This is a genomic window from Kitasatospora sp. NPDC056651, assembly GCF_042792155.1.
GTDB lineage: Bacteria > Actinomycetota > Actinomycetes > Streptomycetales > Streptomycetaceae > Kitasatospora.
The window spans coordinates 21,818-47,051 of the sequence record NZ_JBHTWX010000071.1 but is presented as its reverse complement, the minus strand read 5'-3'; the positions used below and the strand labels follow the sequence as shown (position 1 = coordinate 47,051).

General features: G+C 73.1%; 23 protein-coding genes and 2 tRNA genes. 10 read left to right on the top strand and 15 right to left on the bottom strand.

The genetic code is table 11. The features are described 5' to 3' along the window. Nucleotides 1-596 precede the first annotated feature (596 nt). The 3 genes from ACFRAR_RS25405 to ACFRAR_RS25395 all read left to right on the top strand — a co-directional run bounded on the left by ACFRAR_RS25405 (nucleotide 597) and on the right by ACFRAR_RS25395 (nucleotide 4,964). Nucleotides 597-2,207 carry a hypothetical protein gene (locus ACFRAR_RS25405; protein WP_380700488.1) on the top strand — a complete coding sequence of 537 codons (1,611 nt, stop codon included), beginning with the start codon at nucleotides 597-599 and terminating at the stop codon, nucleotides 2,205-2,207. Between the two features lie 230 nt (nucleotides 2,208-2,437). Beyond that, complete coding sequence (locus ACFRAR_RS25400) at nucleotides 2,438-3,976, top strand: N,N-dimethylformamidase beta subunit family domain-containing protein (RefSeq protein WP_380700487.1); 1,539 nt, start codon at nucleotides 2,438-2,440, stop codon at nucleotides 3,974-3,976. An 88-nt stretch (nucleotides 3,977-4,064) separates the two neighbouring features. Further along, a complete protein-coding gene (locus tag ACFRAR_RS25395) occupies nucleotides 4,065-4,964 on the top strand; it encodes a phosphoribosylaminoimidazolesuccinocarboxamide synthase (protein ID WP_380700486.1) in 900 nt (299 codons plus the stop codon). 30 nt (nucleotides 4,965-4,994) lie between these two features. Here ACFRAR_RS25395 and ACFRAR_RS25390 read toward each other — a convergent pair whose 3' ends face one another. The 7 genes from ACFRAR_RS25390 to ACFRAR_RS25360 all read right to left on the bottom strand — a co-directional run bounded on the left by ACFRAR_RS25390 (nucleotide 4,995) and on the right by ACFRAR_RS25360 (nucleotide 9,651). Beyond that, on the bottom strand, nucleotides 4,995-5,618 hold the full coding sequence (locus ACFRAR_RS25390; protein ID WP_380700485.1) for a response regulator: 624 nt from the start codon (nucleotides 5,616-5,618) through the stop codon (nucleotides 4,995-4,997). A gap of 15 nt (nucleotides 5,619-5,633) precedes the next feature. After that, nucleotides 5,634-6,833, bottom strand: coding sequence for a sensor histidine kinase (locus ACFRAR_RS25385; RefSeq protein WP_380700484.1), 1,200 nt, complete (start codon nucleotides 6,831-6,833; stop codon nucleotides 5,634-5,636). A gap of 179 nt (nucleotides 6,834-7,012) precedes the next feature. Then, nucleotides 7,013-7,840 (bottom strand): ABC transporter permease, encoded by an 828-nt coding sequence (locus ACFRAR_RS25380; protein WP_380700483.1) that lies wholly within the window; start codon nucleotides 7,838-7,840, stop codon nucleotides 7,013-7,015. Next, nucleotides 7,837-8,844, bottom strand: coding sequence for an ABC transporter ATP-binding protein (locus ACFRAR_RS25375; protein ID WP_380700482.1), 1,008 nt, complete (start codon nucleotides 8,842-8,844; stop codon nucleotides 7,837-7,839). The genes ACFRAR_RS25380 and ACFRAR_RS25375 overlap by 4 nt, the downstream gene beginning before the upstream one ends. Nucleotides 8,845-9,006: 162 nt before the next feature. Further along, nucleotides 9,007-9,079, bottom strand: a tRNA-Gly gene (locus ACFRAR_RS25370). A 39-nt stretch (nucleotides 9,080-9,118) separates the two neighbouring features. Next, a tRNA-Gly gene (locus tag ACFRAR_RS25365) sits at nucleotides 9,119-9,191 on the bottom strand. Nucleotides 9,192-9,333: 142 nt separating this feature from the next. Then, entirely contained in the window at nucleotides 9,334-9,651 is a 318-nt protein-coding gene (locus tag ACFRAR_RS25360; protein ID WP_030056585.1) for an Lsr2 family protein, read from the bottom strand. A gap of 514 nt (nucleotides 9,652-10,165) precedes the next feature. Here ACFRAR_RS25360 and purS point away from each other — a divergent pair. From purS to ACFRAR_RS25340, 4 genes are all read left to right on the top strand, one after another. Next, on the top strand, nucleotides 10,166-10,420 hold the full coding sequence (gene purS / locus ACFRAR_RS25355) for a phosphoribosylformylglycinamidine synthase subunit PurS (protein WP_049654013.1): 255 nt from the start codon (nucleotides 10,166-10,168) through the stop codon (nucleotides 10,418-10,420). Continuing rightward, nucleotides 10,417-11,094, top strand: coding sequence for a phosphoribosylformylglycinamidine synthase subunit PurQ (purQ, locus tag ACFRAR_RS25350; RefSeq protein ID WP_380700481.1), 678 nt, complete (start codon nucleotides 10,417-10,419; stop codon nucleotides 11,092-11,094). The genes purS and purQ overlap by 4 nt, the downstream gene beginning before the upstream one ends. Further along, a complete protein-coding gene (purL, locus tag ACFRAR_RS25345) occupies nucleotides 11,094-13,349 on the top strand; it encodes a phosphoribosylformylglycinamidine synthase subunit PurL (protein ID WP_380700480.1) in 2,256 nt (751 codons plus the stop codon). The genes purQ and purL overlap by 1 nt, the downstream gene beginning before the upstream one ends. 68 nt (nucleotides 13,350-13,417) lie before the next feature. After that, on the top strand, nucleotides 13,418-14,230 hold the full coding sequence (locus tag ACFRAR_RS25340; protein ID WP_380700479.1) for a sterol carrier family protein: 813 nt from the start codon (nucleotides 13,418-13,420) through the stop codon (nucleotides 14,228-14,230). 13 nt (nucleotides 14,231-14,243) lie between these two features. Here the strand turns inward: ACFRAR_RS25340 and ACFRAR_RS25335 are convergent, their stop codons facing one another. Further along, nucleotides 14,244-15,092, bottom strand: coding sequence for a DUF3152 domain-containing protein (locus tag ACFRAR_RS25335; RefSeq protein WP_380700478.1), 849 nt, complete (start codon nucleotides 15,090-15,092; stop codon nucleotides 14,244-14,246). 224 nt (nucleotides 15,093-15,316) lie between these two features. Between ACFRAR_RS25335 and ACFRAR_RS25330 the strand changes: the two genes are divergently transcribed. Beyond that, the gene (locus tag ACFRAR_RS25330) at nucleotides 15,317-15,736 is read left to right on the top strand and encodes a DUF3151 domain-containing protein (protein ID WP_380700477.1); all 420 of its coding nucleotides are present in this window, start codon (nucleotides 15,317-15,319) and stop codon (nucleotides 15,734-15,736) included. Nucleotides 15,737-15,827: 91 nt separating this feature from the next. Here the strand turns inward: ACFRAR_RS25330 and fbaA are convergent, their stop codons facing one another. Then, entirely contained in the window at nucleotides 15,828-16,850 is a 1,023-nt protein-coding gene (fbaA, locus tag ACFRAR_RS25325; RefSeq protein WP_380700476.1) for a class II fructose-bisphosphate aldolase, read from the bottom strand. Between the two features lie 324 nt (nucleotides 16,851-17,174). On the opposite strand from fbaA, the gene ACFRAR_RS25320 reads away from it, so the two are divergent. Next, complete coding sequence (locus tag ACFRAR_RS25320; RefSeq protein ID WP_380700475.1) at nucleotides 17,175-17,894, top strand: DedA family protein; 720 nt, start codon at nucleotides 17,175-17,177, stop codon at nucleotides 17,892-17,894. Nucleotides 17,895-17,993: 99 nt separating this feature from the next. Here ACFRAR_RS25320 and pyrE read toward each other — a convergent pair whose 3' ends face one another. From pyrE to ACFRAR_RS25290, 6 genes are all read right to left on the bottom strand, one after another. After that, on the bottom strand, nucleotides 17,994-18,530 hold the full coding sequence (pyrE, locus tag ACFRAR_RS25315) for an orotate phosphoribosyltransferase (protein WP_380700474.1): 537 nt from the start codon (nucleotides 18,528-18,530) through the stop codon (nucleotides 17,994-17,996). A gap of 44 nt (nucleotides 18,531-18,574) precedes the next feature. Beyond that, nucleotides 18,575-19,615, bottom strand: a complete 1,041-nt coding sequence (locus ACFRAR_RS25310) for a CoxG family protein (RefSeq protein ID WP_380700473.1) — start codon at nucleotides 19,613-19,615, stop codon at nucleotides 18,575-18,577. 268 nt (nucleotides 19,616-19,883) lie between these two features. After that, entirely contained in the window at nucleotides 19,884-21,473 is a 1,590-nt protein-coding gene (locus ACFRAR_RS25305; protein WP_380700489.1) for a polyamine aminopropyltransferase, read from the bottom strand. Between the two features lie 248 nt (nucleotides 21,474-21,721). Continuing rightward, complete coding sequence (locus ACFRAR_RS25300) at nucleotides 21,722-22,252, bottom strand: DUF2617 family protein (protein ID WP_380700472.1); 531 nt, start codon at nucleotides 22,250-22,252, stop codon at nucleotides 21,722-21,724. 709 nt (nucleotides 22,253-22,961) lie between these two features. Beyond that, the gene (locus tag ACFRAR_RS25295; RefSeq protein WP_380700471.1) at nucleotides 22,962-24,122 is read right to left on the bottom strand and encodes a pyridoxal phosphate-dependent aminotransferase; all 1,161 of its coding nucleotides are present in this window, start codon (nucleotides 24,120-24,122) and stop codon (nucleotides 22,962-22,964) included. Between the two features lie 122 nt (nucleotides 24,123-24,244). Next, a complete protein-coding gene (locus ACFRAR_RS25290) occupies nucleotides 24,245-24,802 on the bottom strand; it encodes a YbjN domain-containing protein (protein ID WP_380700470.1) in 558 nt (185 codons plus the stop codon). A 211-nt stretch (nucleotides 24,803-25,013) separates the two neighbouring features. Here ACFRAR_RS25290 and ACFRAR_RS25285 point away from each other — a divergent pair, with 211 nt between their 5' ends. After that, entirely contained in the window at nucleotides 25,014-25,211 is a 198-nt protein-coding gene (locus tag ACFRAR_RS25285) for a helix-turn-helix domain-containing protein (protein WP_380700468.1), read from the top strand. The last annotated feature ends 23 nt before the right edge of the window (nucleotides 25,212-25,234 follow it).

The following is a 25,234-nucleotide window of genomic DNA, read 5'->3' as shown; positions in this document are numbered from 1 at the left end:
ACAGCGTGCGAACCGCTCGCACGGGGGCCGCGGTGCGTGGCGGCCCGGCCCCGGGCCCCCGGCGGCCGGGCCGTCCGGCGCCGGCGTGCGCCGGTCAACCCCATGGCCGCAGCCCCTCCGGCGTTTCGGGGCCGGGGCGGCCGCGCGCGCGGACACACCGTTCGGTCGACGGATTCCAGCCCATCGGGTGACAGCACCCGCATCCGGCTGACGTAACCGGCTGCCCGGCCTTATGGTGCGCTGGATCGTGGTGCACGGGGTCCGTGCGCCGGGGTCGCCGCCGGGTAGCGGTGCTCCCACGGGGGGATGCTGGACGGCGACCGGCCAGGTGGTGGTCCGGATGCTTCGCACCGGACCGGTCGCCGCCGTCCGGGCGGCGTCACCGGAACACCTGGGCGGTGTCACCGGGACGAGTGGAAACCGGGACGATCCGGAACGCCCACCCGGACCGGGGCGTCGAAAATGTCAGTAGCGCCACGCAGCATGCACTACCGGGGATCGGACACCTCCGCTTCCCGGTCGGAACTGATCGTTTCGAGTCGGCTCAGGAGCCCGAAGCCGGGCGCCGGAGGGCTCCGAAGGGGGTGCCGCACGGTATGACCGCAGTCGACCTCGCGCGTGCTCACGCTCAGGCGGTCCTACGGGTCCGAGGCCTCGCCCGGGCCGCCGCCGTCCTGCCCACCGCCATCGCGGTGATCCTGCTCGCGGGCCGGTTCACCGGCCGGATCGGCGCGCCCGGCGCCGCCGACGCGGCCGGCTGGGACGCCGCCCGCTGGGCGGTCTGCGCCGTCGCCGCCCTGACCCTGCTGGTGGCCGGGCTCACCGCCCGGGCCCTGCGCCGGGCCGTCCCGCCGTCCACCCCGGCCGTCCCGCTGGACCGCGCCGCGGCACCCGAGCTGTACCGGCTGATCGACGAGCTGGCCGACCGGCTCGACGTGCCCGCGCCCTCCGCCGTGGCCCTCACCCCGGACTGCGACAGCTGGCTGGAGGAGGTGCCGGCGGACCGGCGGCCGGCTCCGCCGAAGCCCGGGAGCCGACCGCACCCGCTGCGCCCGGGCCCCGAGCCGCCCGCCCCCGTGCTGGTGATCGGCTCACCCTTCCTGTGGTGGATGCGCTCCGGTGAACTGCGCGCCCTGCTCGCCCCGGTGGTGGCCGGCACCGCCGCCTCCGCCGACCCGGAGATCGCCGCCGCCCGCCGCTTCCTGCGCAGCCTGGACGCCTGCCTGGACTCCGGCGGCGGCACCGCCCCCGGCCTCGGCGGCGCCGTCCTGGCCGCGCCGCCCCGGCCGCCCCGGCGCGGTCCGGCCGCGTTCGCCGACCGGATCACCCGCCGGATCACCCGCCGCCTGCTCGGCGCCTGCCGGGGCCACTCCGCCGAGCTGGAGCGCTCGGTCGCGAGCTGGGCCTCCGAGCGGGCCAGGACGGTCGACTACGGCCTGCGGATCGCCGCCCAGGAGCAGGTCGGCCTCGCCTACGCCGGCTGGGACCGGCTGCTCACCCGGGTCGCACTGCCCGCCTGGCGGCTCGGCCGCCACCCGGCCCACCTCAACGCCGGCGTGGTCGCCGCCCTCACCGAACTCTCCCGCCGCGACCGGCTGGCCGACGGCTACGGCAGCCGGCTCGGCGACCGCCCCGCCTGCGACCTGCTGGAGGAGCCCGGCGACGTCGACCGGGCGGTCTCCCGGCTCGCCGCCGACCTGTTCTTCGGCCGCCCGGCGGCCGGCGGCTGGCACGAGCTGGAGTGGGCCGACTACCCGGCCGAGGTCGTGGATGCCGGCTGGCGGGCGGGCGCCGCCACCCTCCAGACCGCCCTGGACCGGCTCGCCCCGCAGTCCCGCCCCGGCGCCCCGACCCTCACCCGGCTGCTGGGCCGGCTGGCGGAGGGCGACGGCGAGCTGCTGGCCGCCGCGCTCGCCGCCCAGCTGGCCCGCACCACCGCCCCGGCCCCGCTGCTCGAACCCGCCCGCAGCGGCCGCGACCTGCTGGTCGACCACGTCACCGCGATGGTCTGCTGCGCGGCCGTGGACACCGCCGGCGGCGCCCCCGGCCTGGACTGGCTGGACGGCCCGGTGCTGCTGCTCGGCGAGGTCCGGCGGACCGACCTGGCCGGTCCGGTCGCCCAGGCCGTCGAACAGGGGCAGGACGGACCGCTGCGCGCCTGGCTCGACGCCGCCGACGTCCGGTTGGAGAAGCCCGTGCGCCTCTGACGTCCCCGGCGGTCCGGGAGGGCGCACGGTGCCCTCGTACGCGCCCCCGATCTCGCCGGCCGCCGGGCGTCTTCGCAGGCCGGAGGCCCTCCCCGGGAGGCGCGCGAGATTCTCCGCGCCAATTGCCTCCGGAGGGTGACGCAGCGCCTGCACTCTGTGGTGTATTAGACCGCACGCACATCCGGGGGGCACGTGCCAACCCCGGGCGGAAGTGCACCTGGGAGGGGCGCGTGAGGACCGAACTCAACCGTCGCTGGGAGTCGGGCACGCACGCGTACAGCGTCTCCGACCCCTTCGGCCAGGGCCCGCTGCCCTGGCTGCGCAGCCCGGACCAGTACCTGGCCGGGGCCGAGGGCGCCGTCCCCTGGTACGTCTCGGTGGACGCGCCCGGCCAGCAGCCGCTGGCCGTCGGCACCCGGCTCAAGCCGCCGGTCGGCACCCCGCAGGGCGCCAACGACGTGGACCAGCAGATCAAGGGCTTCGCCTCGGCCGGGGTGGTCCGCCCCGGCGGCTCGGTGGACTTCCGGGTCACCGTCAACCCGCCCCGCGAGTTCACCGTGGACGTCTACCGGATCGGCCACTACGGCGGCGACGGCGCCCGCTTCATGACCTCCACCCCGCACATCGCCGGCCTCGCCCAGCCCGCCCCGCTGGTGGCCGACCGGACGGTCTCCTGCCACCACTGGTGGCACTCCTGGCGGCTCCAGATCCCACCGCACTGGAAGCCCGGCTCGTACGTCGCCGTGCTGACCACCGCGGACATGCTGCACCGCAGCCACATCCCGTTCACCGTCCGGGACTGCGAGGGGCAGGGGCGCACCGCCGAACTGCTGCTGGTGCTCCCGGACGTGACCTGGCAGGCGTACAACCTGTTCCCCGAGGACGGCCGCACCGGAGCCAGCCTGTACCACGCCTGGGACGGCCGCGGCGGCCTGGTCGACGAACCGGAGGCGGCCGTCACCGTCTCCTTCGACCGCCCGCACGCCACCGCCGGGCTGCCGCTGCACGTCGGTCACGCGTACGACTTCATCCGCTGGGCCGAGCGCTACGGCTACGACCTCTCGTACGCCACCGCCACCGACCTGCACGCCGGTCTGGTGGACCCGTCCCGGCACCGGGCGCTGGTCTTCCCCGGCCACGACGAGTACTGGTCCGAGCCGATGCGCCGGGCCGCCGAGCGGGCCCGGGACGGCGGCACCTCGCTGGTGTTCCTCTCCGCCAACACCATGTACTGGCGGGTCGAGCTGAGCGCCGCCGCCTCCGGCGAGCCCAACCGGCTGCTCAACTGCCGCAAGCGGCAGAAGGTCCGCCCCGGCAGCCCGGCCGCGGGGGTGGCCGGCGCGGCCAGCGCACTGTGGCGGGACGCCGGGGAGCCCGAGCAGCACCTGCTCGGGGTGCAGTACTCGGGGCGGGTCGCCGCGCCCGTCCCGCTGGTGGCCCGGCACACCGCGCACTGGCTCTGGGACGGCACCGGGCTCCAGGAGGGCGACGAGCTGCCCGGACTGGTGGCCGGCGAGGCCGACCGGTACTACCCCAAGGTGGCGCTGCCCGAGCACGTCGAGCGGGTGCTGCTGGCGCACTCGCCCTACCAGGACCCGGTCGGCCGCACCCGCTACCAGGAGACCTCGCTCTACCGGGCGCCCAGCGGGGCGTACGTCTTCGCGGCCGGCACCTTCGCCTGGTCGCCCGCGCTGGGCCGCCCGGGACTGACCGACGAGCGGATCCAACGGGCCACCGCCAACCTGCTGGACCGGCTCTGCAAGAACTAGCGTGCGACGGTCGTGAAAGACTGCGGGGGCAGTGACCTCCCCTTTCGCGGTGCCCCCGCCCGTGAACGACCCCTGAGGACTGAACACCTTGAGCGGATTTGTCACCAAGCCCGAGCCGGTCCAGGTACCCGGCCTGGTCCACCTGCACACCGGCAAGGTGCGCGACCTCTACCGCACCGAGTCGGGTGAACTGGTCATGGTGGCCAGTGACCGGACGTCCGCCCACGACTGGGTGCTCCCGAACGAGATCCCCGACAAGGGCCGCATCCTCACCCAGCTGTCGATGTGGTGGTTCGACCGGATCGCCGACATCGTCCCCAACCACGTGATCTCCGCCGAGGTCCCGGCCGGTGCCCCGGCCGACTGGAAGGGCCGCACGCTGGTCTGCCGGAGCCTGGAGATGGTCCCGGTCGAGGCGGTCGCCCGCGGCTACCTGGCCGGCTCCGGCCTGGCCGAGTACGAGGAGAGCCGCACGGTCTGCGGCATCGCGCTGCCGGAGGGCCTGGAGAACAGCTCCGAGCTGCCCGCCCCGATCTACACCCCGGCGCTCAAGGCCGAGGTCGGCGAGCACGACGAGAACGTCTCCTACGAGGAGACCGCCCGCCGCATCGGCGCCGACCTGGCCGCCCGGCTGCGCCGGACCACCCTGGACGTCTACGCCCGGGCCCGGGGCATCGCCCGCGAGCGCGGCATCATCCTGGCCGACACCAAGTTCGAGTTCGGCCTGCTGGACGGCGAGCTGGTGATCGGCGACGAGGTGCTCACCCCGGACTCCTCCCGCTACTGGCCCGCCGACGAGTACCAGCCGGGCCGCTCGCAGTCGTCCTTCGACAAGCAGCTGATCCGCGACTGGCTGGTCTCCCCGGCCTCCGGCTGGGACCGCCACGGCGAGGAGCCGCCGCCGGCCCTGCCGGACGAGGTGGTCGAGCGGACCAGGGCCAAGTACATCGAGGTCTACGAGCGGCTGACCGGCACCAGCTGGGCCTGACGCGTCGCGCGACGCCCGCGAGTGCTGGATTCAGATCCAGCCGTGCTCGCGGGCGATCCGCACCGCCGCGTGCCGGTTCTCCGCCCCCAGCTTGGTGGCCGCCGAGGACAGGTAGTTGCGCACGGTGCCCGGGGACAGCGCGGCCCGCGCGGCGATCTCGGCGATCGGGGTGCCGTCGGCGGCCAGCTCCAGGACGTCCGTCTCACGCGGGGTCAACGGGGTCTCCCCGGCGCTGATCGCGTCCGCCGCCAGCTCCGGGTCCACGTACCGGCCGCCGGAGCGCACGGTGCGGATGATGCCGGCCAGGTCCGCCGCCGAGACGGTCTTCGGCAGGAAGCCGCGCACCCCGACCTCCAGCGCCCGCTTCAGGTAGCCCGGGCGGCCGTGGCCGGTGACGATCATGCAGCGGCAGTCCGGCAGCAGCAGCCGCAGCTGGGCGGCCACCTCGATGCCGTCCTTGCCCGGCATCTGGAGGTCCAGCACCGCGACGTCCGGGCGGTGCGACTGGGCCATCGCCAGCGCCTCCGTGCCGGAGCCGGCCTGGGCGACCACCTCGATGTCGTCCTCCAGCGAGAGCAGCGCGGCCAGCGCGCCCCGGATCAGGTGCTCGTCGTCGGCGAGCAGGACGCGGACGGGCGCGGCGTTCTCGGTCATCGGGCGCTTTCTTCCTCAGCGGGGGAGCGGGACGGTGGCGAGCATCCGGAAGACGCCCGCCTCGACGGTCGGGACGGTCAGCTCGCCGTCGTGGGCGGCGAGCCGTTCGCGCAGGCCGCGCAGCCCGGTGCCGCTGCCCTGGGAGGGGAACGGGACGGCGGGCACCCCGTCATTCTCCAGCTCCAGCACGGCCCGTCCGTCCTCGGTCCGCAGCCGGATCAGGCAGCGGGCGGCCTCGCTGTGCCGCAGCACGTTGGTGGTGGCCTCGCGGATCACCCAGCCGAGCACGGACTGCACCGCGGGCGGCAGCCGGTCGGCGTCCTCGCCGAGGTCGATCTCGCAGCTGACGTCGGCCGAGCGCAGCACCGCCCGGGCGCCGATCGCCTCGGCGTGCAGGTCGGCGGTGCGGTAGCCGCGGATGACGTCCCGGACCTCGCGCTGCGACTCCTGGGCGATCTTCTGCACCTCGGCCATCTGGTCGGCGGCCTCTTCGCGCCCGCGGCGGGCGAGCTGGACGGCGAGTTCGCTCTTCAGCGCGATGGTGGTGAGGTTGCGGCCCATCACGTCGTGCAGGTCGCGGGAGAAGCGCAGCCGCTCCTCGGCGACGGCCAGCCGGGACTGCGCCTCGCGGGCGGCGTCCAGCTCCCAGACCGCCGCGGTCAGCCAGGCGAAGCTGCGGCAGGTCCCGCCGAGGACGGGCAGCACGATCAGGATGCCGACCAGCTGCCCGGCGGTGCGGGGGACGCCGTACCCGGCCAGCACCATCGCCGGGGCCACCAGGAGGAACCCGCCGACGGCGGCCAGGGCCGCCCGGGGCAGTGACAGCACGATGGCCGCCGGCCCGAAGGCACTGGTGAGCAGGAGGGTCACGACCGTGAAGGTGAACGCCGTTCCGTGCGAGCCGGCCGCCCCGTCGGAGTGCGGCTCGACCAGCAGGACGGCCCAGGAGCCGGCCACCGCGAAGGCGCCGGTGACGGCCAGCCAGCGCAGGTGGTCGGTGGGGCGCTTGAGGTAGTGGTCGAGCGAGGTGCGGCAGGCCCGCAGGCTCAGCAGCGTCGCGGCGAGCGCGACCAGCAGGGAGATCCGGACCGTTCCGATGGAGTCCGACAGATCGGCCCGGGCTCCGGCGGCGACCAGCGTCACCGGGAGCACCAGCAGCGGCAGCGAGTAGAGCGACCAGCGGAAGTACAGCTCGGTGCGCTGGGGCTTGCTCATGTTCGCCCAGCTGCTGCGCGGTGACCGCATTCTCAATTCTTCCGCCCCCAGTTCGACCACGATCCTGCTTGCTGCCTTCATATCAGAGGTCAATCTGGGGACGGTCCTTCGGATTACTGTTCATGGCTCAGCCGGAGGTTCAGCGGTGGGGCTCAGCGGGTGGAGTCCGGCAGTGGACTTCAGCGGCGCGGCTCCCAGCGGAAGTAGCGCACCGCGCCCCAGACGGACAGGCCGAGCCAGATGGTCCCGGTGATCAGGTGCGAGCCGGCCGCGCCCCAGCTGCCGAGGAAGTCGGTCGCGGGGGCCGAGCCGTCGGTCCCGAACCACCCGATGCGGATCAGCTGGAAGGCCGGGGTGGTCGGCAGCAGACGGCAGACGTCGGCCATCACCTTGGGCATGACCTCCAGCGGGATGAACAGGCCGGAGCCGAGCTGCATGACCAGCATGACCGGCAGGGTGGTGATGCCCGCGCTCTCGACGGTCCTGGTGAAGGCGCTGGACAGCGCGGCCAGGGCGATCATGGTGGCCAGCACCAGCAGCAGGCCGACCAGCATCAGCAGCGGGTTGACCGGCACGGCCAGGTGCAGGCCGAGGCTGCCGCCGACCCCGATCAGGGCGGCCATCAGCAGCCCGAGGGTGAGCGACGGGACGGCCGTGCCGAGCAGGATCTCCAGGTCCCGGGCCTCGCCGGTGCGCAGCCGCTTGAGGACCAGCTCACCGCGCCGTCCGACGTACGCGGCGGTCAGGTTGTAGTACACGACGAAGGCCAGGACCATCCCGACCGAGCCGTAGACCAGCAGCGAGTCGACGTCCAGCCCGGGGTTGGACTCGGCCTGCTGGGAGAGCGTGCTCTTCAGGGTGAAGACGAGGATCAGCGGCAGCAGCAGGGCGGTGAACAGCGCCGTGCGGTTGCGCAGCAGCAGGGTGGCCTCGGCCCGGCCGAGGGCGAGCAGCCGGCGGACGGTGGTGCTCTTCGGACCGGCGGTGAGGGTGGCGGCGGTGGTCATCGGGCGGATCCGATCAGGCGGCGGCGGGCGGGACGGGTGGCGGCGGGCGCCTGCGGCGGGTTCTGGTGGGCGGCCTCGGAGGCGATCGCGAGGAAGGCCTCCTCCAGCGAGGCGCTGCGGGCGTCCAGGGCGCCGAGCGCGATGCCGTGGTGGCGGGCCCAGCCGAGCAGGTCGGTGAGGGCGTCCTGGAGGGCGAGGGTCTGCACGGTGACCTTGTCGCCGTCGATGGTGAACTCGGCCCCGGCCAGGACGGGCAGGGGAGCTCCGGCGAACTCGGGCAGCCGGAAGCTGATCCGGGAGGGCCGGTCGGCGATCACCTCGGCGACGGTGCCGGCGGTGACGACCCGGCCGCCGTGCATGATGGCCAGCCGGTCGGCCAGCTCCTCGGCCTCCTCCAGGTAGTGCGTGGTGAGCAGCACCGTGGTGCCCTGGGCGCGCAGCTCGCGCACCAGCTGCCAGACGGAGGCGCGCGCCTCCGGGTCGAGGCCGGTGCTGGGCTCGTCCAGGAAGAGCACCTCGGGGCGGCCGAGCAGGGCCATCGCGAGGTCCAGCCGGCGCCTCTCGCCACCGGACAGCTGCTTGACCCGGACGTTCGCCCGGTGGCCGAGGCCGACCAGCTCCAGCGCCTCCGCCACCGGGCGGGCGCCGCTGGTCATCCCGGCCCAGACCCGGCCGGTCTCGGCGGCGGTGAGCTCGCCGGGGAAGCCGCCCTCCTGGAGCATGACGCCGATCCGCGGCCGGACGGCGGCGCGCTCCTTGTACGGGTCCCGGCCGAGCACCCGGACGGTGCCGCCGGTGGGCGCGGCCAGGCCCTCGATGACCTCCATGGTGGAGGTCTTGCCGGCCCCGTTGGTGCCCAGCAGGGCGAACAGCTCGCCGCGGCGGACGGTGAGGTCCACACCGCGCACGGCGTGGTACCCGGAGGTGCCGCCGCCGTAGTGGCGGTGCAGGTCGGTGACCTCGATCACGTCTTCGCTGGGGCGGGGGGCCCGGCTCGTTTCCATGCCTCAAGCCTTCCGCCGACCGGGCCGCGCGGGCAGTGCGGGCCGTCATGGGACGGCGGTGGGTATCCACGGGTCGGCGATGACAAATGTCATGGGTGGATATCGCGGTCGTCGGAGGGAATGCCGAAGGGCCCCCTCAAACGAGGGGGCCCTTCGTATCTGAGCGGACGACGAGATTCGAACTCGCGACCCTCACCTTGGCAAGGTGATGCTCTACCAACTGAGCCACGTCCGCAGGTCAAACTATTGAGTTGTGCTGTGCTCGCGCACTGCGAGCGGACGACGAGATTCGAACTCGCGACCCTCACCTTGGCAAGGTGATGCTCTACCAACTGAGCCACGTCCGCACGGTGCCTGGTGGGGCACCCGCCGCCTCTTCGGATCTCTCCGTTGCGGCGACGAGGAATACTCTACAGCATCTTTCGGGGTGGTCGCCCCACCCTTCGGTCCGGGCGGGAGGGGCGACCCGGGAACGGAGTCCCGCGGGGCTCAGTTCGCCTCGGCGAACGCCTCGTAGACGTGCTTGGGGATACGGCCCCGGGCCGGGAGTTCCATCCCGCGGGACAGCGCCCAGGCGCGGACCGCGGCCGGGTCCGGAGTGAGGGCGGTGCGGCGGAAGGACTTTCCGGTACGGCTCTGCCGGCGGCCGGCGGCGACGAACGGAGCGAGGGCCTCCCGCAGCTTTTCCGCGTTGTCCACGGACAGGTCGATCTCGTACGACTTCCCGTCGACGCCGAAGTGGACGGTTTCCGCGGCGGCGCCGCCGTCCAGGTCGTCGGAGAGCGTGACAACTACACGCTGAGCCATGGGTGTCAATCCTCTCGGGCAATTCGGCCGCCGGTCCGAGGGGGTACCGAGGCCTGATGTGCACCAACTCGCGCAAGTACGTACGGGCGGACCCGGTGGCCCGCCTGATACGCAGCACTTGCCGCGACAGGTGGCCCTATTCTGCACCCGAAGGGGGTCGAAATCGAAGAGTCCGGCATTCTTTTCCGGATATTCACGAGTCTTCGTCGGGTGCGCCGGATACCGATGTGCGGGACGGGCGGATCTGTCCCCAAGTGCCGTATTCGGGTGTTCTCCGGGCGGGGTCGTTCCCGGTGGCCTTCCGAGTGCCGTTCCGAGTGCCCTTCCGGGTGTCGTTCCTGGTGCCGTTTCCACGGAAACCGGACGGGTCCGACGGGGGGTCAGGGGGCCGGATCCCTTGCGGTGTAAGGGGCCTTGGTCTACGCGCGTCGCTATGCCCGGCCAGCAATCCTGCCCGAAACCACCGGTAGTCTGGAGTTCCCCCGCCTCACCGAAGACACCACCGGGAGTGCCAGTGGCACGCGTCGTAGTCGACGTCATGCTCAAGCCGGAGATCCTCGACCCCCAGGGACAGGCGGTGCAGCGCGCACTGCCCCGTCTCGGATTCACCGGGATCGCCGACGTCCGCCAGGGCAAGCGTTTCGAGCTGGATGTGGAGGGCCCGGTCGACGACGCGGCGCTCGCCCGTATCCGCGAAGCCGCCGAGACCTTTCTCGCCAACACCGTGATCGAGGACTTCACCGTCCGGGTCGAGGAGGAGGGCAAGTGACCACCCGCGTCGGCGTCGTCACTTTCCCGGGCTCCCTCGACGACCGTGACGCCCAGCGGGCGGTCCGTCTCGCCGGCGCCGAGCCGGTCGCCCTCTGGCACCGTGACAAGGATCTCCACCAGGTCGACGCCGTCGTCCTGCCGGGCGGATTCAGTTACGGCGACTATCTGCGCTGCGGTGCGATCTCCCGCTTCTCGCCGGTGATGGAGTCCGTCATCGAGCAGGCGAAGCTCGGAATGCCGGTGCTCGGTATCTGCAACGGCTTCCAGGTGCTCTGCGAATCGCACCTGCTGCCCGGCGCGCTCCACCGGAACGACTCGCTGCACTTCGTCTGCCGCGACCAGAAGCTGCGGATCGAGAACGCCGGCACCGCCTGGACCGGGGATTACTCGGTGGGCCAGGAAATCGTCGTCCCGCTGAAGAACGGCGAGGGCCGCTTCGTCGCCGACGAGCGGGTGCTGGACGAACTGGAGGCGGAGGGCCGGGTCGTCGCCCGCTACCTCGACGTCAACCCGAACGGTTCGTACCGCGACATCGCCGGCATCACCAACGCCGCCGGCAATGTCGTCGGCCTGATGCCGCACCCGGAGCACGCCGTGGAGCCGCTCACCGGTCCGACCACCGAGGGCCTGGGCTTCTTCACTTCCGTCCTGAAGCAGCTGGTGAACGCCTGATGAGCCTCGACACCGTCAAGAACGCCGAGCAGACCCCGGACGCCGCCCAGCCCTGGGCCGAACTCGGCCTCAAGGAGGACGAGTACGCGCGCATCCGGGAGATCCTCGGCCGCCGCCCGACCGGCGCCGAACTCGCCATGTACTCGGTCATGTGGTCGGAGCACTGTTCGTACAAGAGCAGCAAGGTCCACCTGAAGCAGTTCGGCGACAAGAAGCCGGATTCGGACGCGATGCTCGTCGGCATCGGCGAGAACGCCGGTGTGGTCGACGTCGGCCAGGGTTACGCGGTCACCTTCAAGGTCGAGTCGCACAACCACCCGTCGTACATCGAGCCCTACCAGGGCGCGGCCACCGGCATCGGCGGCATCGTGCGCGACATCCTGGCGATGGGCGCCCGCCCGGTCGCCGTGATGGACCCGCTGCGCTTCGGTGCGGCCGACCACCCGGACACCCGGCGCGTGCTGCCCGGGATCGTCGCGGGCATCGGCGGCTACGGCAACTGCCTGGGCCTGCCGAACATCGGCGGCGAGGTCGTCTTCGACTCCTGCTACCAGGGCAACCCGCTGGTCAACGCGCTGTGCGTGGGCGTCATGAAGCACGAGGACATCCACCTCGCGCAGGCCTCCGGCGCCGGCAACAAGGTCATCCTGTACGGAGCCCGCACCGGCGGCGACGGCATCGGCGGCGTCTCGGTGCTGGCCTCCGAGACCTTCGACGACACGAAGCCGGCCAAGCGCCCGGCCGTCCAGGTCGGCGACCCGTTCCAGGAGAAGCTCCTGATCGAGTGCACCCTGGAGATCTTCCGGGAGAAGCTCGTCAAGGGCATCCAGGACCTCGGCGGCGCCGGTCTGTCCTGCGCCACCAGCGAGCTGGCCTCGGCCGGCTCCGGCGGCATGCGGATCGAGCTCGACACCGTGCACCTGCGCGACCACACGCTCTCGCCCGAGGAGATCCTCATGAGCGAGTCGCAGGAGCGCATGTGCGCGATCGTGGAGCCCGACAAGGTCGACCGCTTCCTGGAGATCTGCGAGAAGTGGGACGTCATCGCCAACGTCATCGGTGAGGTGACCGACGGCGAGCGGCTGGAGATCTTCTGGCACGGCGAGCTCGTGGTGGACGTCCCGCCGCGCACCGTCGCCCACGAGGGCCCGACCTACCAGCGCCCGTACGCCCGCCCGAGCTGGCAGGACGCGCTCCAGGCCGACGCCCCGACCGCCGAGCGGCTGGCCCGCCCGACCACCGGCGAGGGCCTCAAGGCCGACCTGCTGAAGGTCACGAGCCACCCGAACCAGGCCTCCAAGTCCTGGATCACCAACCAGTACGACCGCTACGTGCTGGGCAACACCGTGCTCGCCTCCGGCGAGGACTCGGGCATGATCCGGATCGACGAGGAGACCAACCTCGGCGTCTCGGTCGCCACCGACGGCAACGGCCGCTTCGCCAAGCTGGACCCGTACACCGGTGCCCAGCTGGCCCTGGCCGAGGCGTACCGCAACGTCGCGGCCGGCGGTGCCAAGCCGCTCGCCGTCTCCGACTGCCTCAACTTCGGCTCCCCCGAGGACCCGGACGTGATGTGGCAGTTCGCCGAGGCCACCCGCGGTCTGGCCGACGCCTGCCTGGTGCTCGGCACCCCGGTCACCGGCGGCAACGTCTCGCTGTACAACCAGACCGGCGAGGTCGCCATCCACCCGACCCCGGTGGTCGCGGTGCTCGGTGTCATCGACGACGTCACCCGGCGCACCCCGCTGGCCTTCGCCGAGGAGGGGCAGCTGCTCTACCTGCTCGGCGACACGGCGGACGAGCTCGGCGGCTCGGCCTGGTCGCAGGCCGTCCACGACCACCTCGGCGGCCTGCCGCCCGAGGTGGACCTGGAGCGCGAGCGGCTGCTCGGCGAGATCCTGATCGCCGCCTCGCGCGACGGCATGATCGACGCCGCGCACGACCTGTCCGACGGCGGTCTCGGCCAGGCGCTGGTGGAGAGCTGCCTCAAGGGCGGCCACGGCGCGCGGATCGTCGTGCCCGAGGGCCAGGACCCGTTCGTGCTGCTGTTCTCGGAGTCGGCCGGCCGCGCCGTCGTGGCGGTGCCGCGCAGCGAGGAGCTCCGGTTCAACGACATGTGCACCGCGCGGGGCCTGCCGGCCACCCGGATCGGTGTCGTGGACGGCGACAGTCTGGACGTCCAGGGCCAGTTCAGCGTCTCGCTGGCGGAGCTGAAGGACGCCCACACCGGCGTCATCGAGGCCCTGCTGGCCTGACGCCCGCCCGGTCCGAGGGGCGGACGGTTCTTTCCGAACCGTCCGCCCCTCGACGTATGTTGGGCCCCATGCCTGCCAAGTCCCGTACGTACCAGCCGCAGAAGGTCCGCGCCGCGCTGGCCGCCCAGACCGAGGCGCTCCGCACCGTCGTCCACGGCCTCACCGCCGACCGGCTGGAGCGGCCGACCCGACTCGGCACCTGGCGGGTGCGGGAGTTGCTGGCGCACCTGAGCCTGGCGCTGGGCCGGCTGCCGGCCGCGCTGGACGCCCCCGCGCCGGACGGGCCGGTGCTCTCGCTGGCCGGCTACGCGGAGCTGAGCGGGACGATGGCCGGGGCCGTCGACGAGGCGGTGACGGACCACGCGGCGACCGGGTTCGCCGGTCCGCTCGCGGAGGTGGTCGCCGCGTTCGACCGGTCGATCGACGCCGTACGGGACGTGCTCGACCGGCCGGCCGGGGCGGACCCGGAGGCCACCGCCGTCGTGGTCGGCCGGCGGATGCTCCTGACCGACTACCTGGTGACCAGGCTGGTCGAGGCCGTGGTGCACGCCGACGACCTGGCGGACGCGCTCGGCCTGGAGGCCTTCCCGCACGACCGCCAGGCCCTCGCCGCCGTCACCCGGATGCTGGCCGACGCCTTCGCCGACCACGCCCCCGGCGGCGCGGTCGAGCTGCGGGTCCCGCCGTACGCGGTCGTCCAGGCCGTGCCCGGGCCGAAGCACACCCGGGGCACCCCGCCCAACGTGGTGGAGACCGACCCGCTGACCTGGATCCGGCTGGCCACCGGCCGGGCCGACTGGGCGGCCTCGGTGGAGGGGGCCGCGGTGTCCGCCTCGGGGGAGCGCAGCGACCTGCGGACGTACCTGCCGGTGTTCGGGTAGCCGGGCCCGCGTCCTACGGGACGGACGGCCCGCTCAGGTAGGTGCCCTCCGCCGAGTACGGCCAGGCGTTGGGGGTGCAGCCCTTGAGGCCGTAGATCTGCTGCATCATCGCGGGCGCGGGCTTGCCCTCCCCGGGGCAGCTCTCGTGCCCGTGGCCGATCCGGTGGCCCACCTCGTGGTTGACGATCAGCGCCCGGTACTCGTCCAGCGGTCCGCTGAACTGGGGTGAGCCGGTGTTCCAGCGCTTGGAGTTGACGAGCACCTGGTTTCCGACGTTGCAGTTGACCTCGCCGTGGGTGTCCAGGCCGGCGGCGCCGCAGATCCGGTCCACGGTGGCCGGTGAGGCGATCTTCACGGTGAAGTCGTACGAGCCGCCGGCGGTCAGCTGGAAGCCGTCCTTGCGGTCGCTGGTCCAGCCGCGCTTGTCGCCGAGGATGCCGTGGATCTGGGTGGCGGCGGCCGCCGCGTCGATCCCGATGCCGTCCTCGACCTCGACCCGGTAGCGGCGGATGGTGCCCTGTCCGACCGCCTTGGCGGTGGCGGGGGCGATGGCGAAGGTGCCCGCGCCCCCGGTGGGGCCGGGGTCCGGTCCGGTGGGTGTCGGAGTCGGCGTCGGGGTGGGTGTCGGCTTGGGTGTGGGAGTCGGCGTGGGCGTGGGCGTGGGAGTCGGGGTGGGGGGCGCGGCCGGGGGAGGGGTCGGCGGGGCCTGGACGGGCGCCGGCGACTCCATGGAGGCCTGTTCGGCCGGTGGGGCGACCCGCGCCTGGGTGCTCGGGGCGGCGGCCGGGGTTCCCGTGGAGCGGTTCAGCATGACCGCCGCGGCGCCCAGCACCAGCAGGGAGAGCAGCAATGCCGTGAGCATGCCAGGGCCGAATCTCCGAGACGGTCGGCGGCGTCGGCTGCCGCCCTTCTTCCGGGGCGGTGCGACCCGCCCGCCGACGGATCGGGCTGCGGACATGATCTTCACACTGGCATGGCGAACGGGTGAATGTCTACATACCTGGTATGCGGCGTGAGCCCCCGGGGACGGTGGCCCGTTCCGGGACGCCGGTTGACCCCTGCGTCTCGGGTGGCAGACTTCAGGGCATGGCGATTCACAGCAACCTTCTCGACGGTCCCGACCCGACCCTCCTCCCGGAGGAGGAGCGGCCCTACCGGATGCTGGCGGAGGAGTCCGCCTCCCCGACCCAGGTGGCGGCCGAGTTCCCGGTCTTCTGCCTGGCCTGGGCCATGCTCGCTGACGACGCCTACGCGGCCGGCCGGTACGTCGAGTCGTACGCCTACGCCCGTACCGGCTACCACCGCGGTCTGGACGCGCTGCGGCGCAACGGCTGGAAGGGCCACGGCCCGGTGCCGTGGGAGCACCGCGGCAACCGCGGCTTCCTGCGCTGCCTGGCGGCGCTCGCGCGGGCGGCCGGCGCGATCAAGGAGACCGAGGAGGAGGCCCGCTGCTGGCAGTTCCTGAAGGACAGCAGCGCGGAGGCCTACGCGGAGCTCAAGCAGTAGCCACGGCCCGGGTGGCGGACACCCGGACGCGCGGGTGCCCCCGGCGGAGGACCGCCGGGGGCACCCGTTCCTCATGTGGGGCGCGAGGGCCTCACTTCAGGCGCTTGCCCGCCGAACGCAGCTGCTCGGCGGCCTCCCGCACGCGGGCGGCCATGCCGGCCTCGGCCAGCTTGCCCCAGGTGCGCGGGTCGTAGGTGTTCTTCTTGCCGACCTCGCCGTCGACCTTCAGCACGCCGTCGTAGTTGGCGAACATGTGGCCGGCCACCGGGCGGGTGAAGGCGTACTGGGTGTCGGTGTCCAGGTTCATCTTCACGACGCCGTTCTCCAGCGCGGTGGCGATCTCCTCGGTGGTCGAGCCCGAGCCGCCGTGGAAGACGAAGTCGAACGGGTCGGTCTTGCCGTACTGCTTGCCGATCGCGTCCTGGAGCTCGCGCAGCAGCTCCGGCTTCAGCACGACGTTGCCCGGCTTGTAGACGCCGTGCACGTTGCCGAAGGAGGCGGCCAGCAGGTAGCGGCCCTTCTCGCCCAGGCCCAGCGCCTCGGCGGTGCGCACGGCGTCGTTGACGGTGGTGTACAGCTCGTCGTTGATCTCGTGGGTGACGCCGTCCTCCTCGCCGCCGGTCGGGGTGATCTCGACCTCAAGGATGATCTTGGCGGCGGCGGCCTGGGCCAGCAGCTCCTGGGCGATGGCCAGGTTGTCGGAGAGGGTCTCGGCCGAGCCGTCCCACATGTGCGACTGGAACAGCGGGTTCTGGCCCTTGGCCACGCGCTCGGCGGAGACCGCCAGCAGCGGGCGGACGTAGCCGTCCAGCTTGTCCTTCGGGCAGTGGTCGGTGTGCAGCGCGACCGTGATGTCGTACTTGGCGGCGACGATGTGGGCGAACTCGGCGAGCGCGACGGCGCCGGTCACCATGTCCTTGCTGTGCTGGCCGCCCAGGAACTCCGCGCCACCGGTCGAGATCTGGATGATGCCGTCGCTCTCGGCCTCGGCGAAACCACGCAGTGCGGCGTGCAGGGTCTGCGACGAGGTGACGTTGATGGCCGGGTAGGCGAACTTGCCCGCCTTGGCCCGGTCCAGCATCTCGTTGTAGACCTCGGGAGTTGCGATGGGCATGCGATCCGCTCCTGTCGGGTTGCGGCGTACGGACGGTGCTGTCCGACGCTGTGTACGCCTTCGTGACGACTCCGTGCCGGCCCGCCGACGCGCGGCGTTGCGGTGGCTCTCCGGCACGTTCGAGGCGACCTCCGCGGTACGGCCATGAGGGTGGTGTGCCGTTGCGGACCGGACGCCCGTGCCATCTTCCCAGACTCGTGCCCGCCGGTCAGCAGGAGCCCGCCATGCGGAACGCCGCAGGGTGCGGGTGTGCGACGGGCCCCGGGCGGTCCGGGCGGGGGTCGGGAGCCGTCGTCGGCCAGGTGCGCCCGCTATCCTGCGCCCGTGGACTACAACCAGCTGGCCGTCAACCTGCTCGACGCCAAATCCCTGATCTCGTCCCTCGGCGCCATCGGGCTGATCGCGATCATCTTCGCGGAGACCGGCCTGCTGGTCGGCTTCTTCTTCCCGGGTGACTCGCTGCTGATCCTCGCGGGTGTCGCCGCGTCGAACGCCGCCTCCTCGGTGCTCGGCGACGGCGCCAAGCTGCCGATCGCCGTCCTGCTGATCGGCTGCCCGATCGCGGCGATCGCCGGTGCCCAGTTGGGCCACCTGATCGGGGTCAAGGTCGGGCCGAAGATGTTCGACAAGCCCGAGTCGAAGATCTTCCGCCGCGAGTACGTGGTGAAGGCGGAGGAGTACTTCAACAAGTTCGGTGCGGGCAAGGCCGTCGTGCTGGCCCGCTTCATGCCGATCATCCGCACCTTCCTGAACCCGGTCGCCGGCACCCTGGAGATGCCCGCCCGGACCTTCTTCCTCTGGAACGTGATCGGCGGTGTGCTGTGGACCGAGTCCATGCTGCTGATCGGCTACTTCTTCGGTGACGCGCTCGCCCCGGTGATCGACAAGTACCTGATCCCGGCCGTGCTGCTGATCGTCCTGCTGTCGATCTCGCCGATCCTGGTCGAGGTCATGCGCGAGCGGAGGAAGAAGCGGGCGGGCGGTGCCGAGGCCGACGCCGAGAACCCGGCCCAGGTCGGCGGCGGCCGGCACCGGCGGGGCTGAGCGCCCACCGGCCGAGCGCCCACCGGCGGACATGGCGAGGGCCGGTCCCGTTTCACGTGAAACGGGACCGGCCCTCCGTCGTCCTCGGGGCGGCCGGGGTCAGAGACCCAGGTCCTCCAGGGTGTACGCGGTCACGTACTCCAGGCCCTGCGCCTCGACGGCACCCGCGCCGCCGCGCTCCACGATCACCGCGACGCCGACCACCTCGGCGCCCGCCTCGCGCAGCGCCTCCACGGCGGCCAGCACCGAGCCGCCGGTGGTGGAGGTGTCCTCGACGGCCAGCACCCGGCGGCCCTTCACCTCGGGGCCCTCGATGCGGCGCTGGAGGCCGTGCGCCTTGCCGGTCTTGCGGACCACGAAGGCGTCCAGCTGCCGGCCGCGCGCGGCGGCGGCGTGCAGCATCGAGGTGGCCACCGGGTCGGCGCCCAGGGTCAGCCCGCCGACGGCGTCGTACTCCAGGTGGGAGGTCGCGTCCAGCATCACCCGGCCGACCAGCGGGGCGGCCACGCCGTCCAGCGTGATCCGGCGCAGGTCGACGTAGTAGTCGGCCTCCTTGCCGGAGGAAAGGGTGACCTTGCCGTGCACGACGGCCTTGTCCTTGATCTGTGCCAGCAGGGCGTCGCGGTCGTTGCTCATGAGCGTTCAGTCTAGGCCCTGAGCACGGACCCGGCGCCCCGGGCTCAGCGCCGGCGCAGCGCCCTGACCAGCACCACGGCACCGCCCAGCAGGGCCACCGAGCCGCCGATCACCCACGGCACCGCGCTGCGGCCGCCGGTGCCCGGCACCACGATCCCGCCGGCCTCGCCGCCCCACCGGGACGCCGCCCGGGCCCGCGCGCTGCGGGCGGGCAGCGCCGGGGCGTACGGGCCGCGCGGCGGGGCGTGGTCCACCTCCTCGGCGGACCGGCCGACGATGCTGCGGCGCACCGGGCCGGTGAGCACCGGCTCCTCCTCGTACGCGAAGAGCGGCTCGGCGGGGAGTTCCTCGGCGACGGCGTCCGCGTCGTCGACGTCGTCCTCCTCGTCCGTGCCCTCCTCGTCGGAGTCCGCGGAGCCGGTGGGCAGACCGAAGCGCTCGGCGTCGGCGTCGGAGAAGGCGATCAGGTCGGAGAGGTCGTCGTCCAGGTCGTCGCCGGGCTGGTCCTGGTGCTCCTCCAGGTAGACCACGCCGGCGTCGGTGCCCGTCTCGGGCTCGGCCTCGGACTCGGCGTCGGCCTCGGGCTCGGCTGCCTCGTTGCCCTCCTCCCGGTCCTCCTCCCGCTCCTGCGGCTGCTCGCCCTCCGGGGCGGCCAGCGCGGCGGCGAAACGGTCCAGCAGGCGGCGGCCGGCGGTGTCGAGGGTCTCCTCGTCGAACTCGGTCAGCCGGCCGGTGGCGCTCAGGTCACCGGTGAAGCGGATCGCCGCGGTGCCGTCCTCGGCGCCGTCCGCGACGCTGACCCGGACGGTGGCGGTCACCTCACCGCTGCCCCGGGCCTCCTCGCCCTCGGCGAGCACGGTCAGCACGCCCTCGCGGCCCTCGATCAGCGACAGCACGCCCTTGTACGTGATCGTGGAGCCGCCGATCCGCAGCTTCAGCCGGCCGCCGATCTCCTCGGCCGAGCCTGCCCCGACCGCGGCGGGCTCGGTGCTCAGCCCCGGCACACTCTGCGCCAGCAGCGCCGGATCCTGCAAGGCCTGCCTCACCAGCTCGGCGGACATCGGGACGACAACCTCATGCTCCATGCCACGGAGCCTACCGACTGGTCCCCGCCCGGTCCCTACCCACCACCATCAGATTTTCCCCGTCCCACCTGTTCCCTTGGCCGTCGCACCATCGGTCCCGCCCTGCGGGGGCCGGTGTGCCGCGGGTCCCGGTCGGGGTGGCTCGTGGCGGTGACGGGCTCGTCCTTCGGCGGTTCCTCGCGGGGCCGCACCAGAGGGCTGGGACCGGGGGAGAGTCGGGGAGGGCCGTCGCCCCACCCCGGCGGCTCGCACGTGGCTTCCCGGAGGCTCAGCGGGGGCCGAGGAGGGTGAAGGCGGCCGGTGGGTGGGCGGGGCGGAGGGCGGTGAGGCGGGCGGCGGAGCCGCGGAGGGCTTCGGGGGTGAGGGCGCGGGGTGGCGGGGCGTCGGGGGCGAGGCCGAGCGGGGGCTGGGCGTCGGCGGCGAGGAGGAAGTTCTGGGTGCCGTCCGGCGGGCCGGGGCGGCAGGTGGCCGTGGCGCTGCCCGCGACGGCGTACGGGGCGGTGCGCAGGCCTGCCCGGTGCAGCCCGGACTCGATCTGCCAGAGGCTGTTCAGGCCGTCCGGGCTGGCTGTGCCGTCCGTGCCGTCCGTGCCGCTTCCGGCGCGGACGGCGATCCGCCCGCCGGGGGCGAGCAGCCTGGCGGCGAGGCCGTAGAACTCCTCGGAGTGGAATTTGACCGGTCCGCCGTCGCCCGGTGCCAGGAGGTCGGCGAGCACCACGTCGTACGGCCCGTCCCCGCCGGAGGCGCCCGCACCGCGCAGCCAGGCCATCGGGTCGGCCGCGGTGGTGCTGACCCGGGGGTCGTCCAGCGAGCGGCCGCCGAGGGCGGCGAGCCCGGGGTCGGTGCGGGCGAGCCGGGGGAGCGCGGGGTCGCCGTCGACCAGCCGGACGGCCCGGACGCCCCGGTGCCGCAGCACCTCCCGCAGGGCGAGCCCGTCGCCGCCGCCGAGCAGCAGCACCCGGGCGTCCGGGCCGCCGGCCATGGCGGGGTGGACCAGTCCCTCGCCGGCCCGGTACTCGTCGGGCCCGCAGACCGTGAGCCGGCCGTCCAGGTAGAGCCGGAGCGGGCCCTCGGCGGGGCCGGTGAGCACGATCTCCTGGTGCCGGCTGCGGGTGGCGTAGCGGACGTCGTCGCCGTAGAGGGCGTACCGGGCGGCGCGCTCGATCGCGTCGGAGCCGGCCGCGGCGGCCGCGAGCAGGGCGAGGACGAGCAGGCAGCCGCCCCAGAGCAGCCGCCGGATCCGGGGGGCGGGTTCCTCGCGGAACAGCCAGAGCACCACGGCGGCCCCCGCGACGGCGTTGACGGCGCCGGTGAGCAGTGCGCCGTCGCCGGGGCCGAGGGCGGGCAGGATCAGGAACGGGAAGGCGAGGCCGCCGATCAGCGCGCCCACGTAGTCGGCGGCGAACAGGTCGGCGACGGCCCGTCCGGCGTCCTCGCGCCGGATCCGCTGGATGAGGGTCATCAGCAGCGGGATCTCGGCGCCGATCAGGATGCCGATCAGGCAGGTCAGGCCGACCACGGCGACCTGGTAGCGGCCGATCCAGGCCCAGCAGGAGTAGAGCGCGAGGACGGAGAGCCCGCCGGTGAGCGCGAGCGCGCACTCGACCAGGGCGAAGGCGGTGGCGGGGCGGCTGGTGAGCCGCTTGACGAGCAGCGAGCCGAGGCCCATCGCGAACACCATGACGGAGAGCACGACGGAGGTTTGGGTGACCGTGTCCCCGAGCAGGTAGTCGCCGAGCGCGACGAGTTCGAGTTCGTAGACGAGCCCGCAGGCCGCGCAGACGAACGCGGCCAGCAGGACGGCCAGCCGGGCGAGCCGGGGGCTGGAGCGCAGCCGGGATCGACGGCGGGTGGGCAGGAGTGGGGCGAGGCTTCGCCCGGGCCGGGGTGGGGTGCCGTCGTCGAGGTCCACTCGCGGGCGTGCGGGCGGACCGGCCGGATGGTTGATCACGAACAAACGCTAGGGGACGTGCGGGACGGATCGCTGCGCCCATTCGGCGGACAGTGAGCAACGTCAGATTGACGAATCGTTCCTGCGTGCGATTCGTAGGGCCGCATCGTGGGCTCTGTGGCCGGATCGGGTGGTCCGGTCCTGGCCTTGGGCGGTCATGCCCCGGACAGCACCAGCGAGGACCGGGTGCACACCAGCTGCCCCTCCTGGGGGTAGGCGTGCCAGGTGCGCCAGAGCACCCGGTCCGCGCCGCCCTGGGCGACCAGCGCGGTGAAGGCGCTCGGGTCGCCCGGGAAGACCCCGGCCAGGCCCCGCGGGTGCCCCTCGACCAGGGCCAGCAGTTCCTGGGCGCGGGCCGCGAAGTCGTGCGGCGGCAGCGCCTCGATCCGGGCGGCGAACTCGTACTCCCAGCCGCCGACCTGCTTGGCCACCCGGGCCGGCAGCGGGGTGCGGCGGCCGGGCAGACAGGCGACGGTCTCCAGACACTGGCCGGGGCCCGCGTCGATCACCACCTGGTGGGAGGCGCCCAGCAGGCGCAGCTGGAGGGTGCCGGAGGCGCCCTGGCGGCCGGCTCCGTCGAGTCTCAGGTCGCGGACGGCGAGAGCGGGCAGCGGGTCGCCGCCGAGGCACCAGGCGAGGTCACCGGCGCGGGTGTCCGTGTAGGAGGTCTGCAGTGTGGTGAGCATGCTCGGCTCCGCGTTTCAGCTCCGTGCGCGCCCGCCGAGCAGCACCGAGTAGGCCTAGGCGATGGCGAGGCTGTTCGTGGCTGTGCGGCCCTGGGCGCGGCCGACCGTGGAAGGAAGGATTCCGGCTGGAGATTCAGCAGCAGAGAAGCACGAATACGCCGGGTCCGCCGGTGATTTACCCAACTTTGTCAAGCATTCACCGTTTCGAGCACACCTGCTTCCCGGCTCTGATCGAGCCGGTGTACGAGTCTGCACATCCCGCGCCCCTATCACCGGATCGCGCGCCGTGTGCGCCGGGAGTGCGCCGTCCGGGTGCATCACGCATCGCCGCCCTCCGCGCACGGGGCGTGGAGGGCGGCGGGGTCCGTACCCGGCGGGCCGCTCCGAATGCCTCGACAGCGGCAAACGGGCGGTCTGATCAAGGAAGTTGAGGTCTCACCAGAACTGGTGTCGGATCAACCGGCAACCCAGTTCGAAGGGCGCGAAACGGGGCGCGTGGCCCCTCGCGGGCGCCGTAGGCACGTGACGGACTCCCGATCCACCCCGCCCCCTTTGCAGAGGACGAGGCGGACCGGCCCGACACCGACGGGGCCGCGAACGGGATTGTCATGAAAGGGAATTCGGCCGGTGCGCGGCGTATTTCCGCGGCGACACGGGTTTTCCGAGGCCCGGAAATCCCGCTCCTCCCGGATGTCTCGCGGTGGGCCCGTCAGAGCTGTCGCAGGCGGGTGACGGCCTCCTGGAGCACCTCGTCGCGCTTGCAGAAGGTGAAGCGGACCAGGCTGCGGCCCGCGTCCGCGTCGTCGTAGAAGACCGCGTTGGGGATCGCGACGACACCGCAACGGCCGGGCAGGGCGCGGCAGAAGTCGATGCCGTCCTTCTCGCCGAGCGGGGTGATGTCGGTGGTGACGAAGTAGGTGCCCTCGGGGGTGAAGACCCGGAAGCCGGCCGCGGCGAGGCCGTCGACCAGCAGGTCGCGCTTGCGCAGCAGGTCGGCGCGCAGGGTGTCGAAGTACGTGTCGGGCAGCCGCAGGGCCTCGGCGACGGCGTACTGGAAGGGACCGGCGCTGACGTACGTGAGGTACTGCTTCGCGGTGCGCACGGCCGAGACCAGGGCCGGGCTCGCGGTGACCCAGCCGACCTTCCAGCCGGTGAAGGAGAAGGTCTTGCCAGCCGAGGAGATGGTGACGGTGCGCTCGCGCATGCCGGGCAGGGCGGCGATGGGGTGGTGGGTGGCGCCGAACACCAGGTGCTCGTAGACCTCGTCGGTGACGACCAGCAGGTCGTGCTCGACGGCCAGCGCGGCGACGGCGGCGAGTTCCTCGGCGGTGAGGACGGTGCCGGTGGGGTTGTGCGGGGTGTTGATCAGCAGCAGCCGGGTGCGCGGGGTGATCAGCGAGCGCAGCTCGTCCAGGTCGGGGCGGAAGTGCGGGGCCCGCAGGGTGAGCGGGACGCGGGTGGCCCCGGCCATCGCGATGCAGGCGGCGTAGGAGTCGTAGAAGGGTTCGAGGGCGATCACCTCGTCGCCGGGCTCCAGCAGGGCCAGCAGCGTGGCGGCGATGGCCTCGGTGGCGCCGGCGGTGACCAGCACCTCCGTGTCGGGGTCGTAGGAGAGACCGCGGAACCGCTGCTGGTGCTCGGCGATCGCGGTGCGCAGCTCGGGGACGCCGGGGCCGGGCGGGTACTGGTTGCCGCGGCCCTCGCGCAGCGCCCGTACGGCCGCCTCGCGGACCTCCTCGGGCCCGTCGGTGTCCGGGAAGCCCTGCCCGAGGTTGATCGAGCCGGTGGCGGTGGCCAGCGCGGACATCTCGGCGAAGATCGTCGTGCCCATCCCGGCCAGTCGGCGGTTCAGCAGCGGCCTGGTATCCATCGGTGCTCCTCACGGCTCGTCGTCAGGGCCATCCTGGGACAGCCGGGAGCCGGGGGACAAGAACGGCCCGCCACCGGGGCTGACGCGGTGGCGGGCCGGTGGCGGGGAGCACCGGGACGGGATCAGGCCTCGTCGGTGCCCTCGGGGGCCTCGCCGTCCTCGCCCTCGATCTCGTCCTGGAGGCCGAGGCGCTCGACCATCCACTGCTCGAACCCGACCGCGGCCTGGGTCCAGTTGGCGGTGGTGGTGACGAAGTAGTCCAGGTTGACGCCGGTGCCGACGATCATCTGGGCCTCGCCGATCAGCCGGACCACGCCGTCCTCGTGGGTGTGGGTGTAGACCTTCGGCCAGAGGGTCTCACGGTTCCACTCGTCGATCAGGTCGAGGATCTCGCCCTTCTTCTCCAGCGGGTACGCGCGGTCGTAGAAGGCGCGCACCGCGAAGAGCTCCTTCTGCTCGCCGCGGAACATGTAGTAGACGCGGAAGCCCTCCCAGGGGGCGGTGAGGTCGCCCTCCTCGTCCACGACGTGCTTGAGCTGCATCTGGTCCAGCAGCTGGGCGACGAGGGCCTGGTCCGGGACGATGATCGGCGGCGGGCCGGCCGGTCGCCCGCCCTGGCCACCGGGCTGGCCGCCCTGGGGGACGCCGAAGGACGGGATGGACGACGGGTCGATGCTCATGGGGGTCCTCTTCCTCAGTGCACGTGGTGGCCGGCAATGAGAGGCCGCCCTTTCCACCTCCCATCCTGCCTCATCCGGGGCTCCGCTCACAGGGGCACCCGAGGCGTGAGTCGATCTTCGTCGGCCGTTCTTTCCGGCGTTTCCGACGGGGCTCCTCCCGCCGTCGTCCGATGGTTCGGAGGGCGGTGGTCACGGAGGGTGCGCGGGGTCGGTGTGCGGACCGGCGACGGGGGAGGGCGCATCGCTCGGGGGGCTGCTGCGGAGCATCCGGCTGGACCGGGGGGTGACGCAGGAGCAGCTGGGCGAGGCGACCGGGCTGAGCGTGCGGTCGATCCGTGACCTGGAGCGGGGGGTGTCCTGCCCGCGGGTCTCCACGCTGCGGCTGCTGCGGCGGGCGGCGGCGGAATAGACGGGAAAGGTCGAATTCAGCCG